Here is a 22,497-nt window from a genome sequence, read left to right as displayed (position 1 = left end):
TTGCCCCATGACCGAATTCGTCGTCGCCATTCCGGCCCGCTATGCCGCCTCGCGGCTGCCGGGCAAGCCGCTGCGCCTGCTGGGCGGTGAGCCGCTGGTGCTGCACGTGGCGCGCCGCGCGCTGCAGGCCGGCGCTGGCGAGGTCTGGGTCGCTACCGACGATCAACGCATTGCCGACGCGCTGTCCGGGCTGGCCGAGGTGAAGGTGGCCATGACCGCCACCTCGCATGCCTCCGGTACCGACCGCCTGGCCGAGTGCGCGCGAATCGCCGGCTGGGCCGACGACACCGTGGTGGTCAACCTGCAGGGTGATGAACCGTTCGCGCCGGCTGCGGGAATCCGTGCGGTGGCCCAGGCGCTGGTTGAAGGCAATGCGCCGATGTCGACGCTGGCGACCGCCGTGGAGGATGCAGAAACCCTGTTCGATCCGAACGTGGTCAAGCTGGTGCGCAACGTGCGCAACGAGGCGATGTACTTCAGCCGCGCGCCGATTGCCTGGCACCGCGATGGCTTCGCGCGCAGCCGCGACGTGCTGCCGGAAGGGCATGCCTGGCTGCGCCACATCGGCATCTACGGCTACCGCGCCGGTTTCCTGCAGCAGTTCGCGGCGATGCCCCCGGGCCGGCTGGAGCAGGTCGAATCGCTGGAGCAGCTGCGCGTGCTCGAGGCCGGCTACCCGATCAGCGTGGCGATCTCGCCTGAACCGTTCCCGGCGGGCATCGACACGCCCGAGGACCTGGAGCGCGCCGAAGCACTGCTGCAGACGCTGGCTGCCCGATGAAGCTGCTGGTCGTCTGCCTCGGCAACATCTGCCGTTCGCCGATGGCCGAAGGCGCGCTCCGCGCACGCCTGGACGCTTCGCCACTGGCGGGGCGCGTGCAGGTGGATTCGGCCGGCACCGGTGACTGGCATGTGGGCGAGCCGCCGGACCGGCGTGCGATCGCCTGCGCGGCCGGGCACGGCGTGGACATCGGCGGCCTGCGTGCGCGCCAGCTGCACGCCGCTGATTTCGACCGCTTCGACTGGATCCTGTGCGCCGACGAGGCGAACCTGCGGGACGCGGGACGCTTGGTGGCACCCGCCCAGCGTGAGCGGCTGGCGCTGTACCTGCCCTGGTCGGGCGGGGAGGGGCAGGCGGCCATCCCGGATCCTTACACCGGCGGCAGCGATCACTTTGAACAGGTCTGGACGCTGGTCGACAATGCTGCAAAACGTGCAGTGGCACGACTGTTGCATGACGCCGACTCCGGCATAATCGGGCCATGAACGTCCAGCCCGTCCCGGACCTGCCCGAGTTCGCCACCTGGCTCAATGCCGCTCCCTGTACCCTGACCGAACTGCGCGGTCGGCCGGTGGCCCTGTTGTTCGTCAACGCCGCTTCTGCCTGGAGCGCGCAGCGCCTGGCCGAATTCAGTCAATGGCTGTCGCGTCACCCTGGCATGCTGCAGCCGCTGGTCCTGCAGGTACCCCGCTTCGATTTCGAGCGTGACGCCGGCGCCGCACTCAAACTGCTGCGCCGCCAAGGGCTGTCAATGCCGGTCCTGCTCGATGCCGACTGGGATGGCTGGCGTCGCTTCGGCATCACATCGTGGCCGACCGTGGTGCTGCTGGACGCGCAGGGTCGCGAGCAGCAGCGGCTGGTCGGGCTGGGGGCTCCGGGAGAGCTTGAGCGTGCGTTGAATGCGCTGTGCCACGGTGCGCCGTCGGCACCGCCGCGCGGCGGTACCGAGCTGCATCCGGAGCCGCTGCAGGCCCTGCGTTTTCCGCTGGGCCTGGCGGTCAGCACCGAACGCCTGTACGTCGCCGACAGTGGCCATCACCGCATCCTCGAATGCAGCCACGGCGGCCGCATCCTGCGCCAGTTCGGGTTGGGGACGGCCGATTTCATGGACGGCAACCTCGCCGAAGCGGCGTTCCATCGCCCGCAGGCGCTGGTGCTTGAGCGCGACGCGCTGTACGTGGCCGACACCGGCAACCATGCCGTGCGCCGCATCAACCTGCTGACCGGCATCGTCGACACGCTGTGCGGCAATGGCCGCCCCGGTGCGCCGGTGGAGGGCCCGGTAGCACAGGCGCGGCAGGTCTCGCTGGACCACCCGGTCGGCCTCGCCATCGCCGATAACCAGCTGCACATCGCCATGGCCGGCGACAACCGCATCTGGAGCTACCACCTGGGTCAGCGCAGCCTGCAGTGGCGCGCCGGCAGCGGTGCCATCGACGAGCGTGACGGCAGCGGCCATCTGGCTGCCTTTGCCCAACCGACCGCGCTGGCCGTGGTGCAGCAGGTGCTGTACGTGGCCGATGCGCTGGGCTCCTCGATCCGTGCACTGCAGCTGCGCGGGGATCTGGTGCAGACGCTGGTCGGGCAGGGCCCCTGGCGTTTCGGTGACGAAGATGGCCCGCGCGCGCAGGCCAGCCTGCAGTTCCCACAGGCGATCGCGCTGAGTCCGGATGCGCCGCTGCTATGGATTGCCGATACCGGCAATGGCCGCCTGCGCACGCTGCGCCTGGGCGGTGGCGAACTGACCACCCAGCCGCTGCCGCGCCGCCTGCACGGCCCGGCCGGGTTGGCCGTGGGTGCCGGTGCGGTGTGGATCGCCGAGACCGACGCCCACGCCATACTGCGATTCGACCCCGAAAGCGGCGTGCTCAGCGAAGTGCCGATCAGCGAATGACCGACGTTCCCGCCCCGGCCTTCGACGGCAAGGCCTTCGCGGCCCAGCTCAGTACCGCCCCCGGTGTGTACCGCATGTACGCGGCCGACGACACCCTGCTGTATGTCGGCAAGGCGCGTGCGCTGCGCAACCGAGTCGGCAGCTATTTCAACGGCAGTCCGAAGAATGCGCGGATCATGTCGATGATCTCGCAGATCGTGCGCATGGACGTGACGGTGACGCGCTCGGAAGCCGAGGCGCTGCTGCTGGAAAACCAGCTGATCAAGTCGCTGTCGCCGCGTTACAACGTCTCGCTGCGCGACGACAAGACCTATCCGCATGTGCTGCTGACCCGCGAGGACTGGCCGCGCATCGCCCTGCACCGCGGCCCGCGCGCCATTCCCGGCCGCTACTTCGGGCCGTATCCCGGCGTCACTGCGGTGCGCGAAACGCTGAACCTGATGCACAAGCTGTTCAAGCTGCGCAGCTGCGAGGACAGCGTGTTCCGCAACCGTTCGCGACCGTGCCTGCAGTACCAGATCGGGCGTTGCAGCGCGCCCTGCGTGGAGCTGGTGGCGCCTGCCGAGTACGCCGAATCGGTGCGTCGCGCTGCATTGTTCCTGGAAGGCAAGAGCGACGAACTGACCCGCGAGCTGGGCGAGCAGATGCAGGCCGCCAGCGAGGCACTGGAATTCGAGCAGGCCGCGCGCCTGCGTGACCTGATTTCCTCGCTGCGCAGCATGCAGACCCGCCAGTACGTGGATGGCCGTGCTGCCGACCTGGACGTGCTGGCGGTGGCCATGCAGGGCTCGCAGGCCTGCGTACTGCTGCTGGCCTTCCGTGATGGCCGCAACCTCGGCACCCGCCCGTTCTTTCCGCGCACCAATGGTGAAGAAAGCCCGGAGGAAGTGCTGGCCGCGTTTGTCTCGCAGTACTACATCGAATTCGAGCCACCGCGCGAGATCCTGCTGGACCGCGAGATCCCCGATGCCGACCTGCTGGTCGCCGCGTTGTCGGCCTCGGCCGAGCGCAAGGTGCAGCTGAAGTGGAACGTGCGCGGCGAGCGCGCCGGCTACGTGGAACTGGCCAGCCGCAACGCGCAGCTGACCCTGACCACCGAACTCAACAGCCGCAATGCGCAGCACGCGCGCAGCGATGCACTGCGCGAGATGCTGGGCCTGGCCGAGCCGGTCAAGCGGGTCGAGTGCTTCGATATCAGCCATACGCTTGGCGAGGCTACCGTGGCCTCGTGCGTGGTGTTCGACGCCGCCGGTCCGGTACGCGCGCAGTACCGCCGCTTCAACATCAGCGGCATCGAGCCGGGCGACGACTACGCTGCGATGCGCCAGGCCATCGATCGGCGCTTCCGCCGTGCGGTGGAAGAGCAGGGCGTGCTGCCGGACGTACTGCTGATCGACGGTGGTGCCGGTCAGCTGGCGCAGGCGCAGGCCGCGCTGGCCGACCTGGGCGTGGAAGGCGTGCTGCTGGTGGGCGTGGCCAAAGGCGTGGAGCGCCGCGCCGGCCACGAAGCGCTGGTGATGCCCGATGGCCGCGAGCTGCGCCCGGGCGCGGCCAACCCGGCGCTGCAGTTCATCCAGCAGGTGCGCGACGAGGCGCATCGCTTTGCCATCACCGGCCACAGGGGGCGCCGCCAGAAGGCGCGGATGACCAGCAAGCTGGAGGATATCCCCGGCATCGGGCCGCGCCGCCGCGCCAGCCTGCTCAAGCATTTCGGCGGCCTGGTGGGCCTGAAAGCCGCTGGCGAAGCGGAAATCGCCAAGGTGGAAGGCATCAATGACGCCCTCGCGGCACGTATCTACGCTAACCTGCACGGGTTGGCCACGCCTGATGCGGCCGAGTAGAGAGAGAAGCACGCAAGCATGAAGTTGACCCTGCCCACCTGGCTGACGTTGTTGCGGATCGTGATGATCCCGGTGCTGGTGCTGGTGTTCTACCTGCCCTACACCTGGACCAACTTCGCTTCGGCGGCGATCTTCGGCCTGGCCGCGATCACCGACTGGCTCGATGGCTGGATCGCACGCCGTTACCAGCTGGAGTCGGCCTTCGGTGCCTTCCTCGACCCGGTCGCGGACAAGCTGATGGTGGCAGTGGCACTGTTCCTGATCGTGCAGGGCCATCCGACGCCGTGGATGGCGTTCTGGGCGGCGGTCATCGTCGGCCGTGAGATCGCGGTATCGGCGCTGCGCGAATGGATGGCCGAGCTGGGCCAGCGTGCGAAGGTGCGCGTGGCGATGATCGGCAAGATCAAGACCACCGCGCAGATGGTCGCGTTGCTGTGCCTGCTGTACTCGGTGGCCCCGAACGTGCCGGTGGAAGACATCTGGATGGGCTGGCCGGTGTTCCATATCGGCGACTGGACCCTGGCCATTGCCGCGGTGCTGACCCTGTGGTCGGGCCTGCAGTACCTGCACGCCGCCTGGCCGAGCCTGCGCGATGACGAGCGCGCTGCGCGCGAGCGTGCGCGGCAGAAGAAGCTGGGCAACTGAGCCCGGGGTCGGATCCCTTTCCGCAGGAAAGGGCTCTGACCCCACGGTTGCTGCCATCCACGCATGGCGTGGATCTACTGGAAATGCCGCATCCAAGGAGGGGGCGGATCCATCAGTTTGCGGAGACGCTGCAGTAGATCCACGCCATGCGTGGATACGCGGTGCCAGGTGCCTCGGCAGACCCTGAAAAAAGCGCTTGACGCCATCCTTGGAATAGGTAAAATTTCGCCTCCCAAGCGGGAATAGCTCAGTTGGTAGAGCGCAACCTTGCCAAGGTTGAGGTCGCGAGTTCGAGTCTCGTTTCCCGCTCCAGATTCAAGAAAAACGCTCCCGCAAGGGGGCGTTTTTCGTTTGCGTGTTCCACGCTTCATCCTCACTTCACCGCCACTCCTTCGCCTCACCACGCGGCAGTTCGAAGCTGCATCTCCGACGCTCCACGGCGATGCCGCAATGCCTCACACTTCCCCCGCCTACGACCACGACGTGGTCATCGTCGGCGCCAGTTTCGCCGGTGCCGCCTGCGCATTGGCTGCCGCCCAGTACGGTCTGCGCGTCTGCGTGCTGGAACGCAAGGCCGACCCCGGCGAGCGCCTGCACACCACCGGCATCGTGGTGAAAGAAGCGATGGAGCAGACCTGGTTGGGGCGCATGCCCGAGCATCTGGTGCAGCGCGTCGCCAACGTGCGCCTGTATGCGCCGAACCTGCGCAACGTGTTGCTGGCCGCGCCGGGCTATTACTTCCTCACCACCGATACGCCGAACCTGATGCGCTGGCTGGCCAGCGAGCTGCGCGCGAATAGTGTCGACCTGCGCCTGCAACGGTCTTTCACCGATGCCCATCGCAGTGGTGACGGCTGGCAGGTGGATGGGGCAGGGCGATGCGCCTATCTGGTTGGTGCTGATGGCGCACGCTCACGCGTGGCACATCGCACCGGACTTGGCCAGGTGCGTGACAACCTCTACGGCGTCGAGCGTGAGTTCGCCGGCCTGCATTTGCCGCAGGGCGACGCGCTGCATTGCTTCGTCAGCAAGCACTACGCACCGGGCTACATCGGCTGGGTCGCACAGAATCCGACCGGGCTGCAGGTGGGATTGGCGCTGCGTCATGACCCGCAACAGGTGCGGCCGCCGGATATCGATGGCTTCCTCGACCACGTGCGCGATGTGGTCGACATTCCGCCTTCGGCGCGTTCCTCGGCCACCCGCGCCGGCTTGGTCCCCTGCGGCCGGCCGGATGGGCCGATCACCGGCCAGCGGCTGATCCTGACCGGCGACGCGGCGGGCATCGTCTCGCCGCTGTCCGCCGGGGGCATCCACTCCTCGTGGCGGCACGGCTGGGCGGTCGGCGAGGCGATTGCCCGCCATCTGCGTGGGCAAGGGCCGGAAGCGGAACGGGTGGCGCGGCGGGTGGCGCCGGCATTCCATGGCAAGCGCCTGCTGCGCTGGGCGATGGACCATCTGCAGGCGGACTGGCCGCTCAATGCACTGCTGCACACGGCGGCCACGCGGCGCATCGCCGAGCAGGTCTACTTCCACCGCCGTGGCCTGCGAACCTGAGGTATCGGTCCTGGGGGCCTGAACGCCTCCCCGCAATGCAGGCGAAAATTCCTGTTGACGCCGTGCAGCAATATCGACACAATAGCGCTCCTTCGACGCAGGTCGAACGAAATCTGCGGGAATAGCTCAGTTGGTAGAGCGCAACCTTGCCAAGGTTGAGGTCGCGAGTTCGAGTCTCGTTTCCCGCTCCAGATTCAAGAAGAACGCTCCCGAAAGGGGGCGTTTTTCGTTTGTCATGACGTTGGCGGCACGGGGCGCTACAGTCGCGCCATGGCATCGTCATGGCGGGCGTGATATCGACGGCCTGGCGGGACGATTCCAGCGTTAGTGTCGCATTCGGAATGGCGGGGCGTATCGGTCGTGGGGATGACCGCAGGCGCGGGGCTCGGGGAAGTTGGCAACAGGACGCAATGGCCCGGATGTCGCACCAGCGTTCCGTGCGTCGCATGCAGTGAAAGGCTGGCGAAAGCCAACGCCATCGTTGCCTGAACCGCACGCGTGCTGTGACCGTTTTCGGACCATTTCTCCATGTTCGCTCCACAATCGCACGGTAGCCTTCATGCTCCTTCTACACGTTGGCGGGCTGGTGGTCAGGCGTATCACTTCAGTGGCAGTGCCCAGGACAGGGCGCGGACTCTCCCTGCAGGCAGTGCTGCGCCCCGGTGCGTTTTTGGCAACCCTGGCCCTGGCCGGCTGCATGTCGGTGCCCGTCCCGGACCTGCCTGATCGCACACCCAGCGCCTGGACCCAGGTACCGCAGGGCCAGGGCGTGGCGGTGGACGCCAGGCAGTGGTGGAAGGTGCTGGCCGACCCGGCGCTGGATGGCCTGGTCGATCAGGCGGTCGCCGGCAATCTCGACCTGCAGCAGGCCACCTTGCGCCTGCAAGCCGTTCGGATCGTCGCTGGCACGTCCGACTCGCGTTTCCTGCCGGAAATCTCCGCCAGCGCCAAGCAGGTGCAGGACGCCGCCGCTGTCGATACCTACTTCCATGCCGGCATTGAAGCGATCTGGGACCTGGGCCTGTTCGGCGCCGCCGAGAGTGCGCAGCTGAGCGCGCAGGCCTCGGCCGGCAATGCCGAGGCGCTACGCAATGCCGCGCAGGTAGCGGTGATTGCCGACGTGGTGCGCAGCTATCTGGACCTGACCGTGGCGCAGGCCCAGCAGGATCTGCTGATGCGCCAGCAGGCCGTGGACGACCGCGGCGAACAACTGGCGCGGGTCCGCCAGCGACTTCGCCTGGATGAGCCGGGCGAACTGGATCGCCTGCGTGCACGCCAGGCCGCCACCCGCGCCGCCACGGCACAGGCCCGGGAAAACGCCGACAACGCGGCCCGCGCCCTGGCATTGCTGCTGGGCCGCGATGGCCCGGATCCGGCCTGGCGTGCGTACCGAACGCCGCCGACGCTGGGCACGTTCTCGTTGCAGCAGGTCCCAGCGGACCTGTTGCGCCATCGTCCGCAGATCCTGCTGGCCGAATCGGAGGTGATGCAGGCCGCCGCCAGCAAGGGCTCGGCGCGCGCCGCGATGTACCCGCGGATCAGCCTCGGCGGCTCCATTCTGTATGCCTACAACCTCACCCAGAACGCGCGCTCCAATTCCGACTCCAGTCCGTCGATCGGTCCATACGTCGATATTCCGCTGTGGGACTGGGGCCAACGCCGTGCGCGTTTCCATGCCGATGAGAAGCAACTGGACGCCGCGCTGCTCGGGTATCGCAAGGCCGTGCTGGAAGGCGTGAGCGAAGTGGAAGGCGCGCTGGGCAGCCTGGCGCGCCAGGACAGCAGCATCCAATCGCTCCGTGCGGCCAATGATGCCGCCAACCAGCAGGTCAAGCGCCAGGTGCGGCAGGTGCAGCTGGGCCTGTCCAGCGAGTTCGATGGGCTGGACACGCAACGTGCCGCGCTCGCTTCGCAGGCGGATCTGATCGGTGCGCAGGGCGCGCGCGTGCTGGCTTTTGCGTCGCTGTACCGCGCCCTTGGTGGCGCACCGCTGCCGGTCGAGGCTGAGGGCGAACCGCAATGATCGCGCTGGCCCGCAAGACCCTGGCCTATGAGTGGCGCCGGTTCCTGCCGGTGGTGCTGGCGATGTGCTTCGCCGGCGTGCTGCTGATCGTGCAGGCGGCGCTGGTGCTGGGCATCTTCGGTACCGCCGCGATCTATGTGAAGGCATCTTCGGCCGATATCTGGGCCGGTTTCCCCGGCACCCAGAGCGTCAACTACGGCCACGCGATCAGCGCCGATGTGGAAAGCCACCTGCGCATGGATCCGGATGTCACCCGCGTCGAACCTTACGAGTGGGTGGATGGCGAATGGCGCTCCAGCGCGCAGGGTACCGGCAACGTGTCGGTGTATCTGTCCGGCATCTCCACCCGCGACGATGCAATGATGTTCGCGCGCATCCTGCCTGCCGACCTGCGTGCACAGCTGCGCGAACCGGGTGCGGTGATCGTCGACAGCGCCGACCTGGATACGCTGGGCGTGGACCTGCAGAACAACCGCGCCTGGATCAATGGCAAGGCCGTGCGCGTGGTTGCCGCGCAGCCGGGCCTGCGTGGCCTTGGTGGTGTCAACGTACTGGCTTCGCTGGATACCGCGCGCGCCATCGCCGGTACCGACCCACACGAGGGCAGTACCTACTTCGTGGCGGGCCTGCGCTCGCCGGACCTGGCCGATCGTGTGCGTGACCGCTTGTCCGCGTCGATGGGCCGGGCCACGCCGGTCGAGTTCTGGACCGCGCCGGAGTTCGCCAGCCGCTCGCAGCAGTATTGGCTGTTCGATACTGGCGCCGGCATCGCGGTGTTGTTCATGGCCGTCATCGTCTGCTTCGTCGGCGCGGTGATCACCAACCAGTCGTTCGCGTCGGTGGTGACTGGCTCGGTTCGCGAGTACGCCACGCTCAATGCACTCGGTGCAGGCCGCTATGCGCTGGCACGGGTGGTGTTCGAGCAGGCGTTGCTGATCGGTGGCGTGGGCATGTTGCTGGCGGCGGCCTTCAGCACCGTGGTGCTGTTGATCGCGCAGACCCAGCGCGTGCCGGTGCAGCTGACACCGATGGTGATCCTCGGCTGCGTGGCGCTGGTTGCGGTGATGGCCATGCTCTCCAGCATCATGGCGGTGCGCAGTGTCGTCCGCTCCGATCCATCGTTGCTGCTGCGTTGAGGACCGGCCGATGACTTCCACACGCGCCGTCGCCCCGACCCTGCGGGCCGATGCACTTGAAAAGGGCTTCCTGTCCGGCGACGTGCAGGTGCCGGTGCTACGTGGCCTGTCGCTGGACATCTATCCTGGCGAGCTGACCCTGGTATCGGGCCCGTCGGGTTGCGGCAAGAGCACGCTGTTGTCGCTGCTGTCCGGCCTGTCCGCGCCCGATGGTGGCCGCGTGCACGCACTTGGCCAGGACGTGGGGCACATGACCCGAAGCGAGGTGGAGCGCTTCCGCCTGCACCATGTCGGTTTCGTGTTCCAGGGCTTCAATCTGTTCCCGGCACTGACTGCGCTGGAGCAGGTGCAGCTGCCGCTGGGCTACCGCGGCATGCGCAATCGCGAAAGCGAGCCGCTGGCCCGCAAGGCGCTGGAAGAAGTCGGCCTCGGCCATCGAAGCCACATGCGCCCGGCTCAGCTGTCCGGTGGCGAGAAACAGCGCGTGGCGGTTGCCCGCGCGTTTGCCAAGTCGCCGACCCTGATCTTCGCAGACGAACCCACCAGCGCGCTGGATGCCGAGAACGGCCAGCGCGTGATCGACATCCTGCATCGCTACGCACGTGCGCATGGCGCCACCGTGCTGTGCGTGAGCCACGATCCGCGCCTGATCCGGCATGCCGATCGGGTGATCGCCATGGAAGACGGCATGGTCCGTGATGACCGCCGCCAGAACGAAACCGTAGAGTCCGCCCCATGACCAAGACGTCGCATCTGCTTCCCCTCAGCCTGGCCCTGTCCGCGGCACTGCTGCTCGGCGCCTGTTCCAGGGAAGCGCCCACCGCTGCATCGGCCCCCTCAGGCAAGGAGGGTACTGCCGCCGCCGGCAAGGTCGCCGTGGCGCGGGGCATCATTGACGTCGAAGGTGGCCTGATCGCACTGGCGCCGCCGGTGGATGGCTCGATCACTGCAGCGCCGGTGAAGGAAGGCGCCACGGTGAAGAAGGGGCAGTTGCTGCTGTCGCTGGATGGCGCCCTGTTGCAGCAGGAAGTGGCAATGGCCACCGCCGATCTGGCCTTGGCCAATGACCGCCTGAAGGGCAGCCAGGCGCAGCTGCGCGAACTGGAACGCAACGCCACCCGCCTGTCCACGGGCGCCAGCGAAGGTGTGTCCTCGAACCAGCAGGCCGATGCGGCCAAACAGCAGTTGGCCGGTGTGCGTGCCGATGTCGACGTGGCCGGTGCGCAGGTCGACATGGCGCAGCACAAGCTGGAGCACGCGAAGCTGAGACTGCAGCAGATGTCGTTGAGCGCGCCGGAAGCCGGCACCGTGGTCGGCCAGGTGCCGGGCGTCGGCGCCTTCGTGCAGGCCGGCAAGCCGGCGATCTCGTTGTTGCCGGCGCGCCCGCTGCAGGTGCGCGCCGAACTCAGCGCCGCCTACGCCGATGCGGTGCAGGTAGGCATGAAAGCGGCGGTGGTACCGGACAGTGATGGTGCCGAGAACACCGGCACGCTGCCGACCGCACGCGTGGTACGCATCAGCCCTGTGTTCGCGCAGGCACGCCTGCCTGAAGATGCAGGGCGTGGCGTGGCCAAGGTGGTGGAGTGTGTGCTGGAGTTCGATGGCGAGGCCAAGGCGCGCTTCGGCCAGCATGTGCGGGTAGAGTTCCGGAAGTAGGTCCGGTCAGCCGTTGAGCCAGCGGCGTAGGCGCGGGCAGGCGGAGGCCGCGACCACGACCAGTAGTGCCACAAGAAGAAAGGCGGCAACGGCGAGCACCCAGTTCAAATGCACATCGCGCACGGGTGATTGGTGCCTGGCGGTCACGCCCCAAAGTACTGTCCAGCCCAGCCAGGGAAAGGCACAGACAAACATCCGCAGCCACAGGCGGTGAAACCGCCATGGCTGCACGATCAGGCCCAGGACAACAATCTCCACCAGAATGATCAGCGCGAAGGTGAAGACTGAATCTGTGGGGTAAGGCAGTGTCCCGGGCTCGATGTGACACAGTTGCCAGTAGTCTGGCTTGAAGCCGGCATGGATGAGTGCGAAGGCCAGCAGCAGCCATATAACGGATGCGGATAGCTAGAAGGCCTGGACTGCCGTCGGTTTCTGAAAGAACTCTGGCATCTACTCGGGCAGGTATCCCTGCTGCTTCCAGAAGTTCACCGCGAGCGCATGATCTTTTGCGAAGTAGGGTGTTCTTCCTTTCAGTAGGCCTGAATTTGTGCCGTGCATTTCCCTTGCGCCACGCTTGAAAAGTTGTAGTGCGTCGGCCAGCGCCTCCCCTCCGACAGGATCTATCTGAACCGGCGAGTCTTCAGTGCGCAGGTCTGCCTTGTAACGAATGTGAACGCGCTCCCGTCCATCCATGCAGGTCTCAACGTAGTAGTAGTAGCTTTCGGTGACGCTGCTACCGTCGGTCTGTTGAAGTTCCCGTGAAAGTCGGAGCATGGGCCCCTCGCTGCCGGGCCCGCGTTTCTCTTGGCGAAACGCCGCATGACAGTGACCCACCCACAATCCGCAACGGTCACCATCGCCATAGTCGTCGTATGGCTGACAGATCGGAAGCGCCAGTAGACCGCGTATCTCGGCCGCTGAAATTGTCTCCGCAGTCCTTTTTCGGTTCGATGCGCCTTCCTCAAGAAATCGCCACCCGCCGAGGATGAGTGCGATGAAGGGTGGCTGGATGTCATGTGACTCAACCTCGTCCCATTCGCGCTGATCCTGTCCAGCATCGCTGCAGATGTACTTCAGTAGGCTCCAGCCAGATCCAGCACCTCCTATGTAAGAGGCCGTGGTGCTGGCGGTTGCATCGGTGCGCCACATTACGAGGCGTGCAGCGATGTTCTTCGAAGGATCTTCCATCTGCACGGTGTATACGCGGGCGTCGGCGTCGGCGTCGGCGTCGGCGTTGGCGGTGCCAGCACTTGCTAGAAGTGAGATGCCGCTGCGGTGGAATTCATAGGTCCGGGTATCCATGGGAAGCATGTCTTCTCCACAAATGCGTAGCAGGCTTTCTGCACTGACAGTGGCGTCGCTAAACAGGTTCATTGTGCATAGCATCGGGTCTCGCGCTGACAGACCCTCCGCACGGATGACGCTCTTCCCGGCAGTGAGCCTTTGCAGCATGGCTCCCGCGTCCAATGACCAGAAGCTGTCCGGACCCTCGGATTCGCGTAACAGACAATCGGGTTCGATGATCTGCTCAATTCCGTCGTCAATGATGGTTTCGTCGTCCATCCTGCGAATGCAGTGAACCGAGCCATCGAATTGCATGGAGTAGTCGGTCTGAATGAGAAGCGCTGCCTGGGTGTTCCCGACCACGTGCAGTTCCCCGTGGTTGTAGTCGCCCCAGAACAGCTCGCGGACCAGTAGGTTGCCGCCTACGCGGATTTCCTGTCCGCCGACGATGGCATTGGTTGTCGTCAGGTCGCCCGAGACAAGCAATCCGCATGCGCCGTCGGTTTCAAGGCTGTGAACATGGCGTGCTATCTCTGCATTGCCGCGAACCAAGATGAAACGGATGTACGCACCAAGATCTTCTTCCCGCCACGGGGCCAGCGGGTCGTCCAGGTCCAGCGTGTCGAGCTTGAGGTCGCCATCAACCAAGAGAACCAACTCATCGGGATCACCCCAGACGTAGTGCTCTGGTGCGTATGTTGAGTCCTGCGGTACCTCATCCTTGATGTCGGCGTATCGGACGACCTGAAAGGGGCAGGCTGCGGAAAGTCGCGTGGCAAGTTCCAAGGGCGTAATCGGGCGGTCTCCAGCCATTGCTGGCAACGCTGCGTCAAGCGGATCCGCGTCGTCGGGGAGCTGTGATGCCCGCTGGCTCGACTGCTGCATGATTTATCCCGGTTTGGCAGAGGCATATGCAGAGCAGCGGCAGTGAAAGTATTGCCGGCGCTGTGGGCCTCGGGTCAGGTACTGTCCTTCGCCGGTCCGCTGCGGGTCCATGCAACTATTCTGAAATGCGTAGGCCATCTCTGCGCGTCTTCTCCCTGCGGCAGCCATGCGGTGAGCTTATGAACGCCCGCCATGCACTCACCGCCGACACCCCGCACAGCGCCAGCAGCAATCCCACGTCCAGCAGCAGCAACCACAGCAGGTGCATGCCTTGTACCGGCGGCTGGTGCATCGCCGACAGCATCCACGGTATCGACCACACCAGCAGCAGGGCGAAGGCGATCAGCAGGCGCAGCCACAGGCGTTTGAGTTTCCACGGGCGCACGATCAGCGCCGCCACCACCAGTTCAACCGTGCCCAGCAATGCGAACACGATGACGGTGCTGGTCGGATAGGGCAGCTGGGCGCCTTCCAGGCGATGCAGCAGCCAGTAGTCCGGAGTGAAGCCAGCATTGACAAGTGCGGCGATCAGCGCCAACCAGGTCAGCGCGACCAGCAACCAGAACAGGCGGACGTAGCGTCTCGGCATCGGGGGTGTCCGTGCTTGGGCGGGGCAGCGTAACCCAGTGCGGACGCCCGTGACCGCATGATGTGAAGACTGTTGACGGCGTGAAGGAATTTGGACACAATAGCGCTCCTTCGACGCAGGTCGAACGGAATCTGCGGGAATAGCTCAGTTGGTAGAGCGCAACCTTGCCAAGGTTGAGGTCGCGAGTTCGAGTCTCGTTTCCCGCTCCAGATTCTACAGGGCCCCGGCAGGGGCCTTGTTTTTCTCCCGCCACGGCAAGGCGGGGCACGTTGGGCCACAAGGCTTTGCGCGCAGTCAGAAAAGTGAAATCGCTGGTGTGTTTTCCGGATTTCCGGTAGCATGTCGGCTTACGCGGGAATAGCTCAGTTGGTAGAGCGCAACCTTGCCAAGGTTGAGGTCGCGAGTTCGAGTCTCGTTTCCCGCTCCATGTTCCGACAGGCCCCATCTTGGGGTTTTGTCTTGTCAGGGCTACGTTCCTGGCGCGCAGTACGTTGGCCTCATGGCAGAGTGGCTATGCACCGGATTGCAAATCCGTTTACAGCGGTTCGATTCCGCTTGAGGCCTCCAATTGAAAAGCCCTGACTCCGGTCAGGGCTTTTTTGTTTGGCTGCGATCGATTCCCCGCTCGCGCGATCACCGCTCGGCAGTCAGTCATGGCAGATGCGGTGGCGCTACACTCGTGTGATGAACCAGATTGATCACTTCCGCGGCGCCTTGCTCGGCCTCGCGTGCGGCGATGCCGTCGGTACCACGCTGGAGTTCAAGCCTCGTGGCAGCTTCACCCCGATCACCGACATGGTGGGTGGTGGGCCGTTCCAGCTGCAGCCGGGGCAATGGACCGACGATACCTCCATGGCGATGTGCCTGGCCGAGAGCCTGGTGCGTTGTGACACCTTCGATGTGCACGATCAGATGAACCGCTACGCCAACTGGTACCGGCATGGGTACTGGAGTGCGACCGGCGAGTGCTTCGATATCGGTATGGCAACGCGGGCTGCCATCGACCGGTTCCTGCAGGACGGCCAACCGCTGGCGGGTAGTGACGACCCACGCAGCGCTGGCAATGGCTCGATCATGCGTTTGGCGCCGGTGGCATTGCGCTACGCCGGGACTCCCGACCTGCAGGCAATGGCCGAGCTGAGTTCGCGAACGACGCACGCTGCGCAGGAGTGCCTGGAGGCGTGCCGCTTGCTGGCGGTCGCGCTGGAGCGGGCGTTGGCAGGTGGCACCCGTGACGCGGTGCTGGATCTCAGCAATGTCCCTGTCGAGAGCGCGCGGCTGCGGCAGATCGCGGCGGGCGGCTACCGCGGTGCCGCGCGTGAGCAGATCCGTGGCAATGGCTATGTTGTCGACAGTCTGGAAGCTGCACTCTGGTGCTTTGATCGCCACGACACCTTTGAAGCCGTCGTACTCGAGGCGGCCAATCTTGGCGAGGACGCCGACACCACGGCCGCCATTGCGGGGCAGCTGGCGGGCGCATTCCATGGTGCGCGCGGAATCCCCGGGCGGTGGTTGCAGCGGCTGGCCCTGCGTGCCGAAATCCAGGCGCTGGCCGATGCGCTGCACGCCTTGAACCAGGGCAGCGACCGCGCTGCGTGAGTCGGGTTCCCTGCCTGTGAACTGCGCCGGCAGGACGCTCCATGCCGTCGCCATTTCCGACGCCGCGAGGGAACCCGTGCGGCAGCTCACATGCCGCGGCCGCCAGTCTCAGCCGGCCGCGACATGGCAAGGCGTTATGGTCGAGTTCCACGTCTCAGGGAGCTGCAATGGCGAGCAAGGACATCACGGGTCGCTTCGGGCACGGAGCGAATCGGAAATGAGCAAAATCATGGCAGATGTGCGTTGGCTGACCTTTCGGTTGAAGAACGGGCAATCCATCGGGCCGGAGCGGCTGAAGGACGGATGGGTGATAGCCTCGGAAACCGCCCGCTGCGAGGTCCGCCGCGAGCATATCGAGGGATCGGGCCTGGTGTACGCCCTGTATGCGCCGGCCAACCTGGCCTCACCGCGGCGCGCGGAAATGCGCATGCGCGAATTCCTGATGAGCTCGGGCTACACCTTCACGATGGGCACGCTGGGCGGCTGATCCCCGCCTGCTGCGGCTGCGGGCGCACGACCAAGACCTGGCCGAGCGCGCCGATCTGACCGCGCGCATCGAACGGCACTGTGCTGGTCGGCCGACACCGGGGTGGGCAAACGGCACCGACATGTCGAAGCCCAGCCACTCGCCTTCGGGCATGCCGAACAGGTGCGCGGTCGGATCGAGGGGAGGCGACACATGCTGCGCGGGTCCCTGCACCGTAAGCGTTGCCAGCCTGGCGGACACGTTTCGCTACGCGATGGACTCAGCGTTGCACTGTCTTCAAGGCATCGACAACCTGTGCTTCAGAGAAGCCACAATGTCCTTCGCCCACCGATGGCAGTACCCGTGGCGCTGGCCGCGCACCGGCGTGTGCGGCCAACTGCGGATACACCGTCTGCATGTGCGGCACGATGGTCGGGTCGTTGTGGTTGAACTGGATCGCCAGCGGGCGCTGCAGTGCGCCGGTCAGCGCCAGCGTCGCGCGCACCCTGGCCTGCGCGGCAGGTACAGCATCGATGCGCCGCACCCCGGCGTTGAATGCGGCGTCATCGCCGAAGCCGCTGTAGACCGTGCCCCTGTTGCCGACCGGCATGCCACCGCTGCGTGTGGCCAGCTCGTGCAGCACCAGGGCGTGCAGGCTGATCGTGCCGGCCACTTCATCGGGGGAAACCTGCAGCCGCTGCGCCAGCAACGCGGCATGCGCCGGGTCGCGTTGCAGCGTGGTGGCGATGCCCTGGTAAAGCTCGCTCTGGGCCAGCATGGCTGCTTCGCGTGACGCCAACCCGGTGGCCGGCAACCCCTCAGCCTTGGGGAAGAAATAATCGAACGCGACCAGTGTGGTCAGCAGGTTGGCCGCGATCTGTTCGCCACTGAGATTGGCGCCGCACAGCGACACACCACCGGCATAGTGCTGCGGGAAACGCTCGAGGCTGCCAATGGTTACGGCACCACCCATCGAGAAGCCCAGCATCCAGGTGTGTCGCACGCGCTTGAGTTCACCCAGGGCATGCTGTCGCAGGTGTTCCATGTCGGTGATCGCCTCGGCCACCGCCCAGCCTTGGCTGGAATACGCGCTCTGCGCGACGGCGTAGCCCGCGCCCAGCAGTGCTGCGGTGCTGTCACCGGCGGCCATCGGCGTGGTGCGTGGCACGCCCACGGGCTCATAGCCATGGGCCAGCATCACCAGGTCGCCGTTCCAGTCTGCCGGTATATCCAGCCGCCAGGGGGCGCCCTGCAGCTCGCCGCTGAGCGTGCGTGGTGCCGTGGTTGGTGCTGCCAGCGATGCCGTCGAAGCATGCAGCAGGCCAAGGGCGAGGGCACATCGAAGCAAGGGGCGCATCGTGGTCATTCCATGCGGGAATGGCGCCGAGCATAGATGCCAGCGGAATGTTGCGCGCGCTGCACTGCCGCAGGGGATTGCGGGCCGTACAGGCGGCGCTCTACGCTGGTGGCATGGCTCCGCACGTCACCGCGTCGATTATCCGCATTCCCCAAGGGAAGGCGGGGTAGCGCGCGGTCGTCACGGCCCTGCAACCCGCCCGGGAAGGCGGATTGCATGCAGCGCTCTCCCGGGAACTGGAATCCACCGAGGAGATCGCAGATGCAACACCCTTCATCCGCCGATGGCGGCGCAACCCTGCACCTGCTGTGCGGCAAGATCGGCGCAGGAAAATCGACGTTGTCGCAACAGCTGGCGGCCAAGCCTCGCCACGTATTGATCAGCGAAGATGCCTGGTTGGCTACGCTGCACCCGGGCGAAATCCACTCCGTCGCCGATTATCTGCAGCGCGCAACCACGCTGCGCAGCGTGCTGACCGATCATCTGCGTGCGCTGCTGCAGGCCGGCGTCTCGGTGGTGCTCGATTTCCCCTTCAACACGCCCGCAACCCGCGGGTGGGCACGTGAGGTGTTCTCGCCAGTGGGCGCCGCGCATCAACTGCACTTCCTCGATATCGCCGACGAGGTCTGCAAGGCGCGGCTGCGTGCACGCAATGCATGTGGCGAGCATCCCTTCCAGGCCAGCGATGAGGAATTCGAGCAGATCACCCGCCACTTCGTTGCACCGGCCGCAGAAGAGGGTTTCATGGTGATGCGCTACACCGAGGCAGGCCCGGCATAGCGCGGTCGGCTCAGTCGCCGAATGCCGGCTTGCCTTCGGTGGCGGTGCGCACGAGCGTCCTGCGGAAGGTCTCGACCAGGGGGCGCAGGTTGATGCGGTGCCAGGCCGCCCACAGCGGTGTGCGGTAGCTGAACCACGGCAGCTCGCGCAGCACCACGCCGTCCGGCGCCTGGTGATCCAGGCTCTGCTGGACGGTGGCCAGGCCCAGGCCGGCGGCAACCAGGCCAAGCGCGGCCAGTGGCTCGGTCGCTTCCATAGCGATGATTGGGGTGAACCCGGCTTTCGCACACGCGGCGATGAAGGTGTCGTGGCGCAGTGCGTTTTCCCTGTGCATCACGCCGATCCACTGCTGGCTGGCCAGATCCGCGGGCGTGATGAGTTCTGCGCTGGCCAGTGCGTGCGCTGCCGGCACGGCCAGCAGCATCGGGTCGTTCAGCACCTGCGTGGCCTCCAGGTCCGGATCGTCGAACGCCGGTGGTTCGCAGACCAGGGCGATGTCCAGGCTGCGTTGCCGCAGGCCTTCCAGCTGCACGTCCGACTGCTGGTTGTAGAGCGCGATATGCACCGCCGGGCGATCGCCGCGCAGTTCGCGCAGGGCGGTGGGCAATACGCCGGAGTGCATCGCGTACTCCAGATAGCCGATGCACAGGCCGCCTTCGTCGCCGCGGCCGAGCCGGCGCGCCAGCGATTCCAGCCGGTTGGCATGGGTCAGCAGGGCCCGCGCCTCGGCCAGGAAGGTACGGCCATCGGCGGTCAGCCGGATGCGCTGCTGCGAGCGTTCGAACAGCTGCAGTTCCAGCCGTTCCTCCAGCTGGGCGATCTGCCGGCTGAGCGGGGATTGGGAGATGTGAAGGCGCTCGGCAGCGCGGCCGACGTGTTCATCTTCGGCGACGGCCACGAAGTAGCGCAGTTGGCGGAGATCGAGCATAAGACCCTGCGGGACTCAAGATAATTAAATTATGTCTTGGAAAGTCTTATCGGGCAAGCCTAGCCTGTGCCTCAACTTCAACAACCTCCCCAAGGGGGAACCCATGAGCATCAACACGCTGCTGGCTGGCAAGACCCTCGGCTTCGGTACCGCGCCGCTGGGCAACATGTTCCGTGACATCCCGGAAGCCGAGGCCCAGGCCACGGTGGACGCGGCCTGGGAACAGGGCACCCGCTACTTCGATTCCGCCCCGTTCTATGGCGCCGGCCTGGCCGAGATCCGCCTTGGCGACGCGCTGGCCAAGCGCAACCGCGATGACTTCGTGTTCAGCACCAAGGTCGGCCGCCTGATCCTGGACGAAGTGGAAGACACCAGCGCCCGCGACCTTGGCGAGAAGGGCGGCCTGTTCGTCGCCGGCCGCCCCAACAAGCTGGTCAACGATTACTCGGCCGATGCCACCCTGCGTTCGATCGACGACAGCCTCAAGCGCCTGAAGACCGATCGCCTGGATATCGTCTGGGTGCACGACATCGCACAGGACTTCTACGGCGATGAGTGGCTGTCGTACTTCGAGACCGCACGCCGCGGCGCCTTCAAGGTGCTGACCCGCCTGCGCGAGGAAGGCGTGATCAAGGCCTGGGGCCTGGGTGTCAACCGTGTCGAGCCGATCGAGCTGACCCTGGACCTGGACGAAGCCCGTCCGGATGGCTTCCTGCTGGCCGGCCGCTACTCGCTGCTCGACCACGAGCGTGCGCTGCAGCGGGTGATGCCCAAGGCGGCCGAGCGCAACACCGGCGTCGTGGTCGGCGGTCCGTACAGCTCCGGCGTGCTGGCCGGTGGCAGCCACTTCGAGTACCAGAAGGCGTCGCCGGAGATCCTGGCCAAGGTCGAGCGCATCAAGGCCATCGCGGCCGAGTACGGCATCAGCATCAAGGCGGCCGCGTTGCAGTTCTCGCTGGCCAACCCGGCAGTGGCTGCGGTGATTCCGGGCGCCAGCCGTCCCGAGCGCATCGCCGAAGACTACGCCGCACTGAAGGAAATCATCCCGGCCGGGTTCTGGCAGGCGCTGCGCGCCCAGGGCCTGGTCGCGGCCAACGCCCCGCTGCCGATCGACAACATCTGAGTCCCGAAGGAGACATTCCCATGGCAACTGCTTCTGTATCCATCACCGTGCCGACCCCGGCCGACCAGGTCTGGAACCTCATCGGCGGCTTCGATTCATTGCCCGACTGGCTTCCGTACATTCCCCAGAGCACGCTCAGCGAAGGCGGTCGCGTGCGCCATCTGGCCAATCCCGATGGCGATGCCATCGTCGAGCGCCTGGAAGCCTTCGACCAGGCCGATCGCAGCTACACCTACTCGATCCTGCAGGCCCCGTTCCCGATCAGCGGCTATCGATCCACCCTGCGTGTGGTCGAGCAGGGCGACGGTTCGCGGATCGACTGGTCCGGTGAGTTCACTCCGGTAGGCGTCAGCAACGAAGAAGCGTCCGCGCTGTTCGAGGGCATCTATCGCGATGGCCTGAAGGCCCTGGAAACCACGCTGGCCGGGTGAATGCCCGTGTGGCGTTGACCGCATGCAGGCGCCCCGGCCGGTCCGGGGCGTCTGCGTGTCAGGGTGCGGGCGTCGGTGCACCGCAGGCGACGCGATGCATGGGAAAGTCCATTGCCTGCTTCGGATTGTCCTGCGCGATCTCGATGCGCGCATGTGCGCGCTGGTCGTCGAGGCGCCGGTAGCGGATACGTTGTGGGAAGTCGTTGGCAGGATTCTCGAAGACCGCCTCGTTGGCATCGACCCGGGTGGCAACGAAGTCCGTGGCGTTCTGGCCAGAGGGCAGGGTAGTCAGCACCAGGCGCCCATCATCGTGCTGGCGCAGTTGCATGAACTCGAAGCCGACGGTTCGCCCTTCACGCAGGCTGCGGCTGCTGCCGAACAGGGTGTTTCCAGCCAGGCTGGTCCATTGCTCGCCGGCACCGGGTGGCTGCCCATCAAGCTGCCAGCAACCGGCCAGCCAGGCCAGGTGTTCGATCTTCGAGGGTGAGGCGGATAGCGCGTGCGGGGCCGCGAGCAGCAGCGGCAACAGGGCCAGGGCGATGCGGAGTGACATCGGTGCCTCCATGCGCGGGAATGTGCGGCCTGTATAGCGCCCGCCAGATCACGCGGCCAGTGCCGTCCTTTCCAGTGCTGATTCCGATACGATCTGTCACATTGAGCTTATCTCGCTTGACCCGGAGTCCCGTCATGGTCGACCGTCTCGCCATTCTGCTTGAACGCTTCGCGGTCACCGCCTCGGTGTTCCATGCCGGTGCGCTGTGCGGCATCAACACGCTGGAGGGTGAGGATGAAGCCGGGCAGCTGCACTTGGTGCGACGTGGGCCGCTGCAGGTCAGTCATGCCCAGCAGACCGTACAGGTGGATGTGCCCAGCCTGCTGCTGTATCCGCGGCCGATGCCGCACCGCTTCAGTACCGACCCACAGCAGGGCGCCGACATGGCCTGCGCGAACCTGCATTTCGAAGGCGGCCGGCTCAATCCGATCAGCGCCGCGTTGCCGGATTTCATCTGCCTGCCGCTGGCTGGGCTGTATGGCGGCAACGCAGCGCTGGAGTTGTTGTTCGAAGAAGCGTTCGAGCAGCGTTGCGGGCGCGCGGCGATGGTCAACCGCCTGTTCGAGGTGGTGATGATCCAGGTGCTGCGCCAGCTGATGGAAGGTGGCGAAATGCGCGGCGGTCTGTTCGCTGGGCTTGGCCACCCGCGATTGCGGCTGGCGCTGGTGGCGATGCACGAAGCCCCGGCGCAGGGGTGGACGCTGGAGGATCTGGCCGAGGTGGCCGGCATGTCACGCAGCGTGTTTGCCGCCAGCTTCCGCGAAGCGATGGGGACCACCCCGGGCCAGTACCTGCAAGGCTGGCGGGTCGGGCTGGCACAGCAGGCGCTGCGCCAGGGCCGGCCGCTGAAGCGGATTGCCGACGAGGTGGGCTATGGCAGCGAGGCGGCACTCTCGCGCGCGTTCAAGGCGCACACGGGGCAGTCACCACGCGAATGGCGCGGACAGGCGCGTGCTGGCACGGCCTGAG

The 22,497-nt window shown here is 66.1% G+C and carries 22 protein-coding genes and 5 tRNA genes; 21 read left to right on the top strand and 6 right to left on the bottom strand.

What is annotated here, in order from left to right:
- The first annotated feature begins 7 nt into the window (after positions 1–7).
- From kdsB to AC5P8Y_RS15895, 12 genes are all read left to right on the top strand, one after another.
- Positions 8–781 (top strand): 3-deoxy-manno-octulosonate cytidylyltransferase, encoded by a 774-nt coding sequence (gene kdsB, locus AC5P8Y_RS15950; RefSeq protein ID WP_033833870.1) that lies wholly within the window; start codon positions 8–10, stop codon positions 779–781.
- On the top strand, positions 778–1,266 hold the full coding sequence (locus tag AC5P8Y_RS15945; RefSeq protein WP_005408877.1) for a low molecular weight protein-tyrosine-phosphatase: 489 nt from the start codon (positions 778–780) through the stop codon (positions 1,264–1,266). Before kdsB ends, AC5P8Y_RS15945 begins: the two co-directional genes overlap by 4 nt.
- Positions 1,263–2,675: a hypothetical protein gene (locus AC5P8Y_RS15940; RefSeq protein WP_111108370.1), complete on the top strand. Its 1,413-nt coding sequence runs from the start codon at positions 1,263–1,265 to the stop codon at positions 2,673–2,675. The genes AC5P8Y_RS15945 and AC5P8Y_RS15940 overlap by 4 nt, the downstream gene beginning before the upstream one ends.
- A complete protein-coding gene (gene uvrC, locus AC5P8Y_RS15935; protein WP_033833872.1) occupies positions 2,672–4,516 on the top strand; it encodes an excinuclease ABC subunit UvrC in 1,845 nt (614 codons plus the stop codon). The genes AC5P8Y_RS15940 and uvrC overlap by 4 nt, the downstream gene beginning before the upstream one ends.
- Positions 4,517–4,534: 18 nt before the next feature.
- The gene (gene pgsA, locus AC5P8Y_RS15930; RefSeq protein WP_005412825.1) at positions 4,535–5,161 is read left to right on the top strand and encodes a CDP-diacylglycerol--glycerol-3-phosphate 3-phosphatidyltransferase; all 627 of its coding nucleotides are present in this window, start codon (positions 4,535–4,537) and stop codon (positions 5,159–5,161) included.
- Positions 5,162–5,397: 236 nt separating this feature from the next.
- Positions 5,398–5,473: transfer RNA gene (locus tag AC5P8Y_RS15925), tRNA-Gly, on the top strand.
- A gap of 138 nt (positions 5,474–5,611) precedes the next feature.
- Positions 5,612–6,718 (top strand): NAD(P)/FAD-dependent oxidoreductase, encoded by a 1,107-nt coding sequence (locus AC5P8Y_RS15920; protein WP_049432174.1) that lies wholly within the window; start codon positions 5,612–5,614, stop codon positions 6,716–6,718.
- A gap of 115 nt (positions 6,719–6,833) precedes the next feature.
- Positions 6,834–6,909: transfer RNA gene (locus tag AC5P8Y_RS15915), tRNA-Gly, on the top strand.
- A 368-nt stretch (positions 6,910–7,277) separates the two neighbouring features.
- Positions 7,278–8,741 carry a TolC family protein gene (locus AC5P8Y_RS15910; protein WP_049402553.1) on the top strand — a complete coding sequence of 488 codons (1,464 nt, stop codon included), beginning with the start codon at positions 7,278–7,280 and terminating at the stop codon, positions 8,739–8,741.
- Positions 8,738–9,877: an ABC transporter permease gene (locus AC5P8Y_RS15905; RefSeq protein ID WP_049431495.1), complete on the top strand. Its 1,140-nt coding sequence runs from the start codon at positions 8,738–8,740 to the stop codon at positions 9,875–9,877. Before AC5P8Y_RS15910 ends, AC5P8Y_RS15905 begins: the two co-directional genes overlap by 4 nt.
- Before the next feature lie 10 nt (positions 9,878–9,887).
- Positions 9,888–10,616 (top strand): ABC transporter ATP-binding protein, encoded by a 729-nt coding sequence (locus AC5P8Y_RS15900; protein WP_049431498.1) that lies wholly within the window; start codon positions 9,888–9,890, stop codon positions 10,614–10,616.
- Positions 10,613–11,533 (top strand): HlyD family secretion protein, encoded by a 921-nt coding sequence (locus tag AC5P8Y_RS15895; protein ID WP_049431501.1) that lies wholly within the window; start codon positions 10,613–10,615, stop codon positions 11,531–11,533. The genes AC5P8Y_RS15900 and AC5P8Y_RS15895 overlap by 4 nt, the downstream gene beginning before the upstream one ends.
- Positions 11,534–11,539: 6 nt before the next feature.
- On the opposite strand, the gene AC5P8Y_RS15890 is transcribed toward AC5P8Y_RS15895, so the two are convergent.
- The 3 genes from AC5P8Y_RS15890 to AC5P8Y_RS15880 all read right to left on the bottom strand — a co-directional run bounded on the left by AC5P8Y_RS15890 (position 11,540) and on the right by AC5P8Y_RS15880 (position 14,291).
- On the bottom strand, positions 11,540–11,791 hold the full coding sequence (locus tag AC5P8Y_RS15890; RefSeq protein ID WP_229301604.1) for a hypothetical protein: 252 nt from the start codon (positions 11,789–11,791) through the stop codon (positions 11,540–11,542).
- Positions 11,792–11,983: 192 nt separating this feature from the next.
- On the bottom strand, positions 11,984–13,702 hold the full coding sequence (locus tag AC5P8Y_RS15885; RefSeq protein WP_164133427.1) for a hypothetical protein: 1,719 nt from the start codon (positions 13,700–13,702) through the stop codon (positions 11,984–11,986).
- A gap of 115 nt (positions 13,703–13,817) precedes the next feature.
- Positions 13,818–14,291 (bottom strand): hypothetical protein, encoded by a 474-nt coding sequence (locus AC5P8Y_RS15880; RefSeq protein WP_005415993.1) that lies wholly within the window; start codon positions 14,289–14,291, stop codon positions 13,818–13,820.
- A 133-nt stretch (positions 14,292–14,424) separates the two neighbouring features.
- On the opposite strand from AC5P8Y_RS15880, the gene AC5P8Y_RS15875 reads away from it, so the two are divergent.
- The 5 genes from AC5P8Y_RS15875 to AC5P8Y_RS15855 all read left to right on the top strand — a co-directional run bounded on the left by AC5P8Y_RS15875 (position 14,425) and on the right by AC5P8Y_RS15855 (position 16,377).
- Positions 14,425–14,500: transfer RNA gene (locus tag AC5P8Y_RS15875), tRNA-Gly, on the top strand.
- Between the two features lie 142 nt (positions 14,501–14,642).
- Positions 14,643–14,718: transfer RNA gene (locus tag AC5P8Y_RS15870), tRNA-Gly, on the top strand.
- Between the two features lie 66 nt (positions 14,719–14,784).
- Positions 14,785–14,858: transfer RNA gene (locus AC5P8Y_RS15865), tRNA-Cys, on the top strand.
- Positions 14,859–14,975: 117 nt separating this feature from the next.
- Positions 14,976–15,890 (top strand): ADP-ribosylglycohydrolase family protein, encoded by a 915-nt coding sequence (locus tag AC5P8Y_RS15860; RefSeq protein ID WP_111108373.1) that lies wholly within the window; start codon positions 14,976–14,978, stop codon positions 15,888–15,890.
- Positions 15,891–16,107: 217 nt separating this feature from the next.
- On the top strand, positions 16,108–16,377 hold the full coding sequence (locus AC5P8Y_RS15855) for a hypothetical protein (RefSeq protein WP_005408911.1): 270 nt from the start codon (positions 16,108–16,110) through the stop codon (positions 16,375–16,377).
- 259 nt (positions 16,378–16,636) lie between these two features.
- Here AC5P8Y_RS15855 and AC5P8Y_RS15850 read toward each other — a convergent pair whose 3' ends face one another.
- Positions 16,637–17,713 carry an alpha/beta hydrolase family protein gene (locus AC5P8Y_RS15850; protein ID WP_111108374.1) on the bottom strand — a complete coding sequence of 359 codons (1,077 nt, stop codon included), beginning with the start codon at positions 17,711–17,713 and terminating at the stop codon, positions 16,637–16,639.
- Positions 17,714–17,974: 261 nt separating this feature from the next.
- On the opposite strand from AC5P8Y_RS15850, the gene AC5P8Y_RS15845 reads away from it, so the two are divergent.
- Complete coding sequence (locus tag AC5P8Y_RS15845) at positions 17,975–18,493, top strand: P-loop nucleotide/nucleoside kinase family protein (RefSeq protein WP_111108375.1); 519 nt, start codon at positions 17,975–17,977, stop codon at positions 18,491–18,493.
- Between the two features lie 10 nt (positions 18,494–18,503).
- Here the strand turns inward: AC5P8Y_RS15845 and AC5P8Y_RS15840 are convergent, their stop codons facing one another.
- Entirely contained in the window at positions 18,504–19,421 is a 918-nt protein-coding gene (locus AC5P8Y_RS15840) for a LysR family transcriptional regulator (RefSeq protein ID WP_049452804.1), read from the bottom strand.
- A 103-nt stretch (positions 19,422–19,524) separates the two neighbouring features.
- Between AC5P8Y_RS15840 and AC5P8Y_RS15835 the strand changes: the two genes are divergently transcribed.
- Both AC5P8Y_RS15835 and AC5P8Y_RS15830 read left to right on the top strand, forming a co-directional pair.
- Positions 19,525–20,544, top strand: a complete 1,020-nt coding sequence (locus tag AC5P8Y_RS15835; protein ID WP_049452802.1) for an aldo/keto reductase — start codon at positions 19,525–19,527, stop codon at positions 20,542–20,544.
- Positions 20,545–20,564: 20 nt separating this feature from the next.
- On the top strand, positions 20,565–20,975 hold the full coding sequence (locus AC5P8Y_RS15830) for an SRPBCC family protein (RefSeq protein WP_049452801.1): 411 nt from the start codon (positions 20,565–20,567) through the stop codon (positions 20,973–20,975).
- 58 nt (positions 20,976–21,033) lie between these two features.
- Here AC5P8Y_RS15830 and AC5P8Y_RS15825 read toward each other — a convergent pair whose 3' ends face one another.
- Positions 21,034–21,528: a DUF6265 family protein gene (locus AC5P8Y_RS15825; protein WP_111108376.1), complete on the bottom strand. Its 495-nt coding sequence runs from the start codon at positions 21,526–21,528 to the stop codon at positions 21,034–21,036.
- 134 nt (positions 21,529–21,662) lie between these two features.
- Here AC5P8Y_RS15825 and AC5P8Y_RS15820 point away from each other — a divergent pair, with 134 nt between their 5' ends.
- On the top strand, positions 21,663–22,496 hold the full coding sequence (locus AC5P8Y_RS15820; RefSeq protein WP_024956612.1) for an AraC family transcriptional regulator: 834 nt from the start codon (positions 21,663–21,665) through the stop codon (positions 22,494–22,496).
- The last annotated feature ends 1 nt before the right edge of the window (position 22,497 follow it).

This window comes from Stenotrophomonas sp. YJH_SMC_12-1, from assembly GCF_059370935.1.
This window is presented reverse-complemented; position numbering and strand designations above follow the sequence as displayed.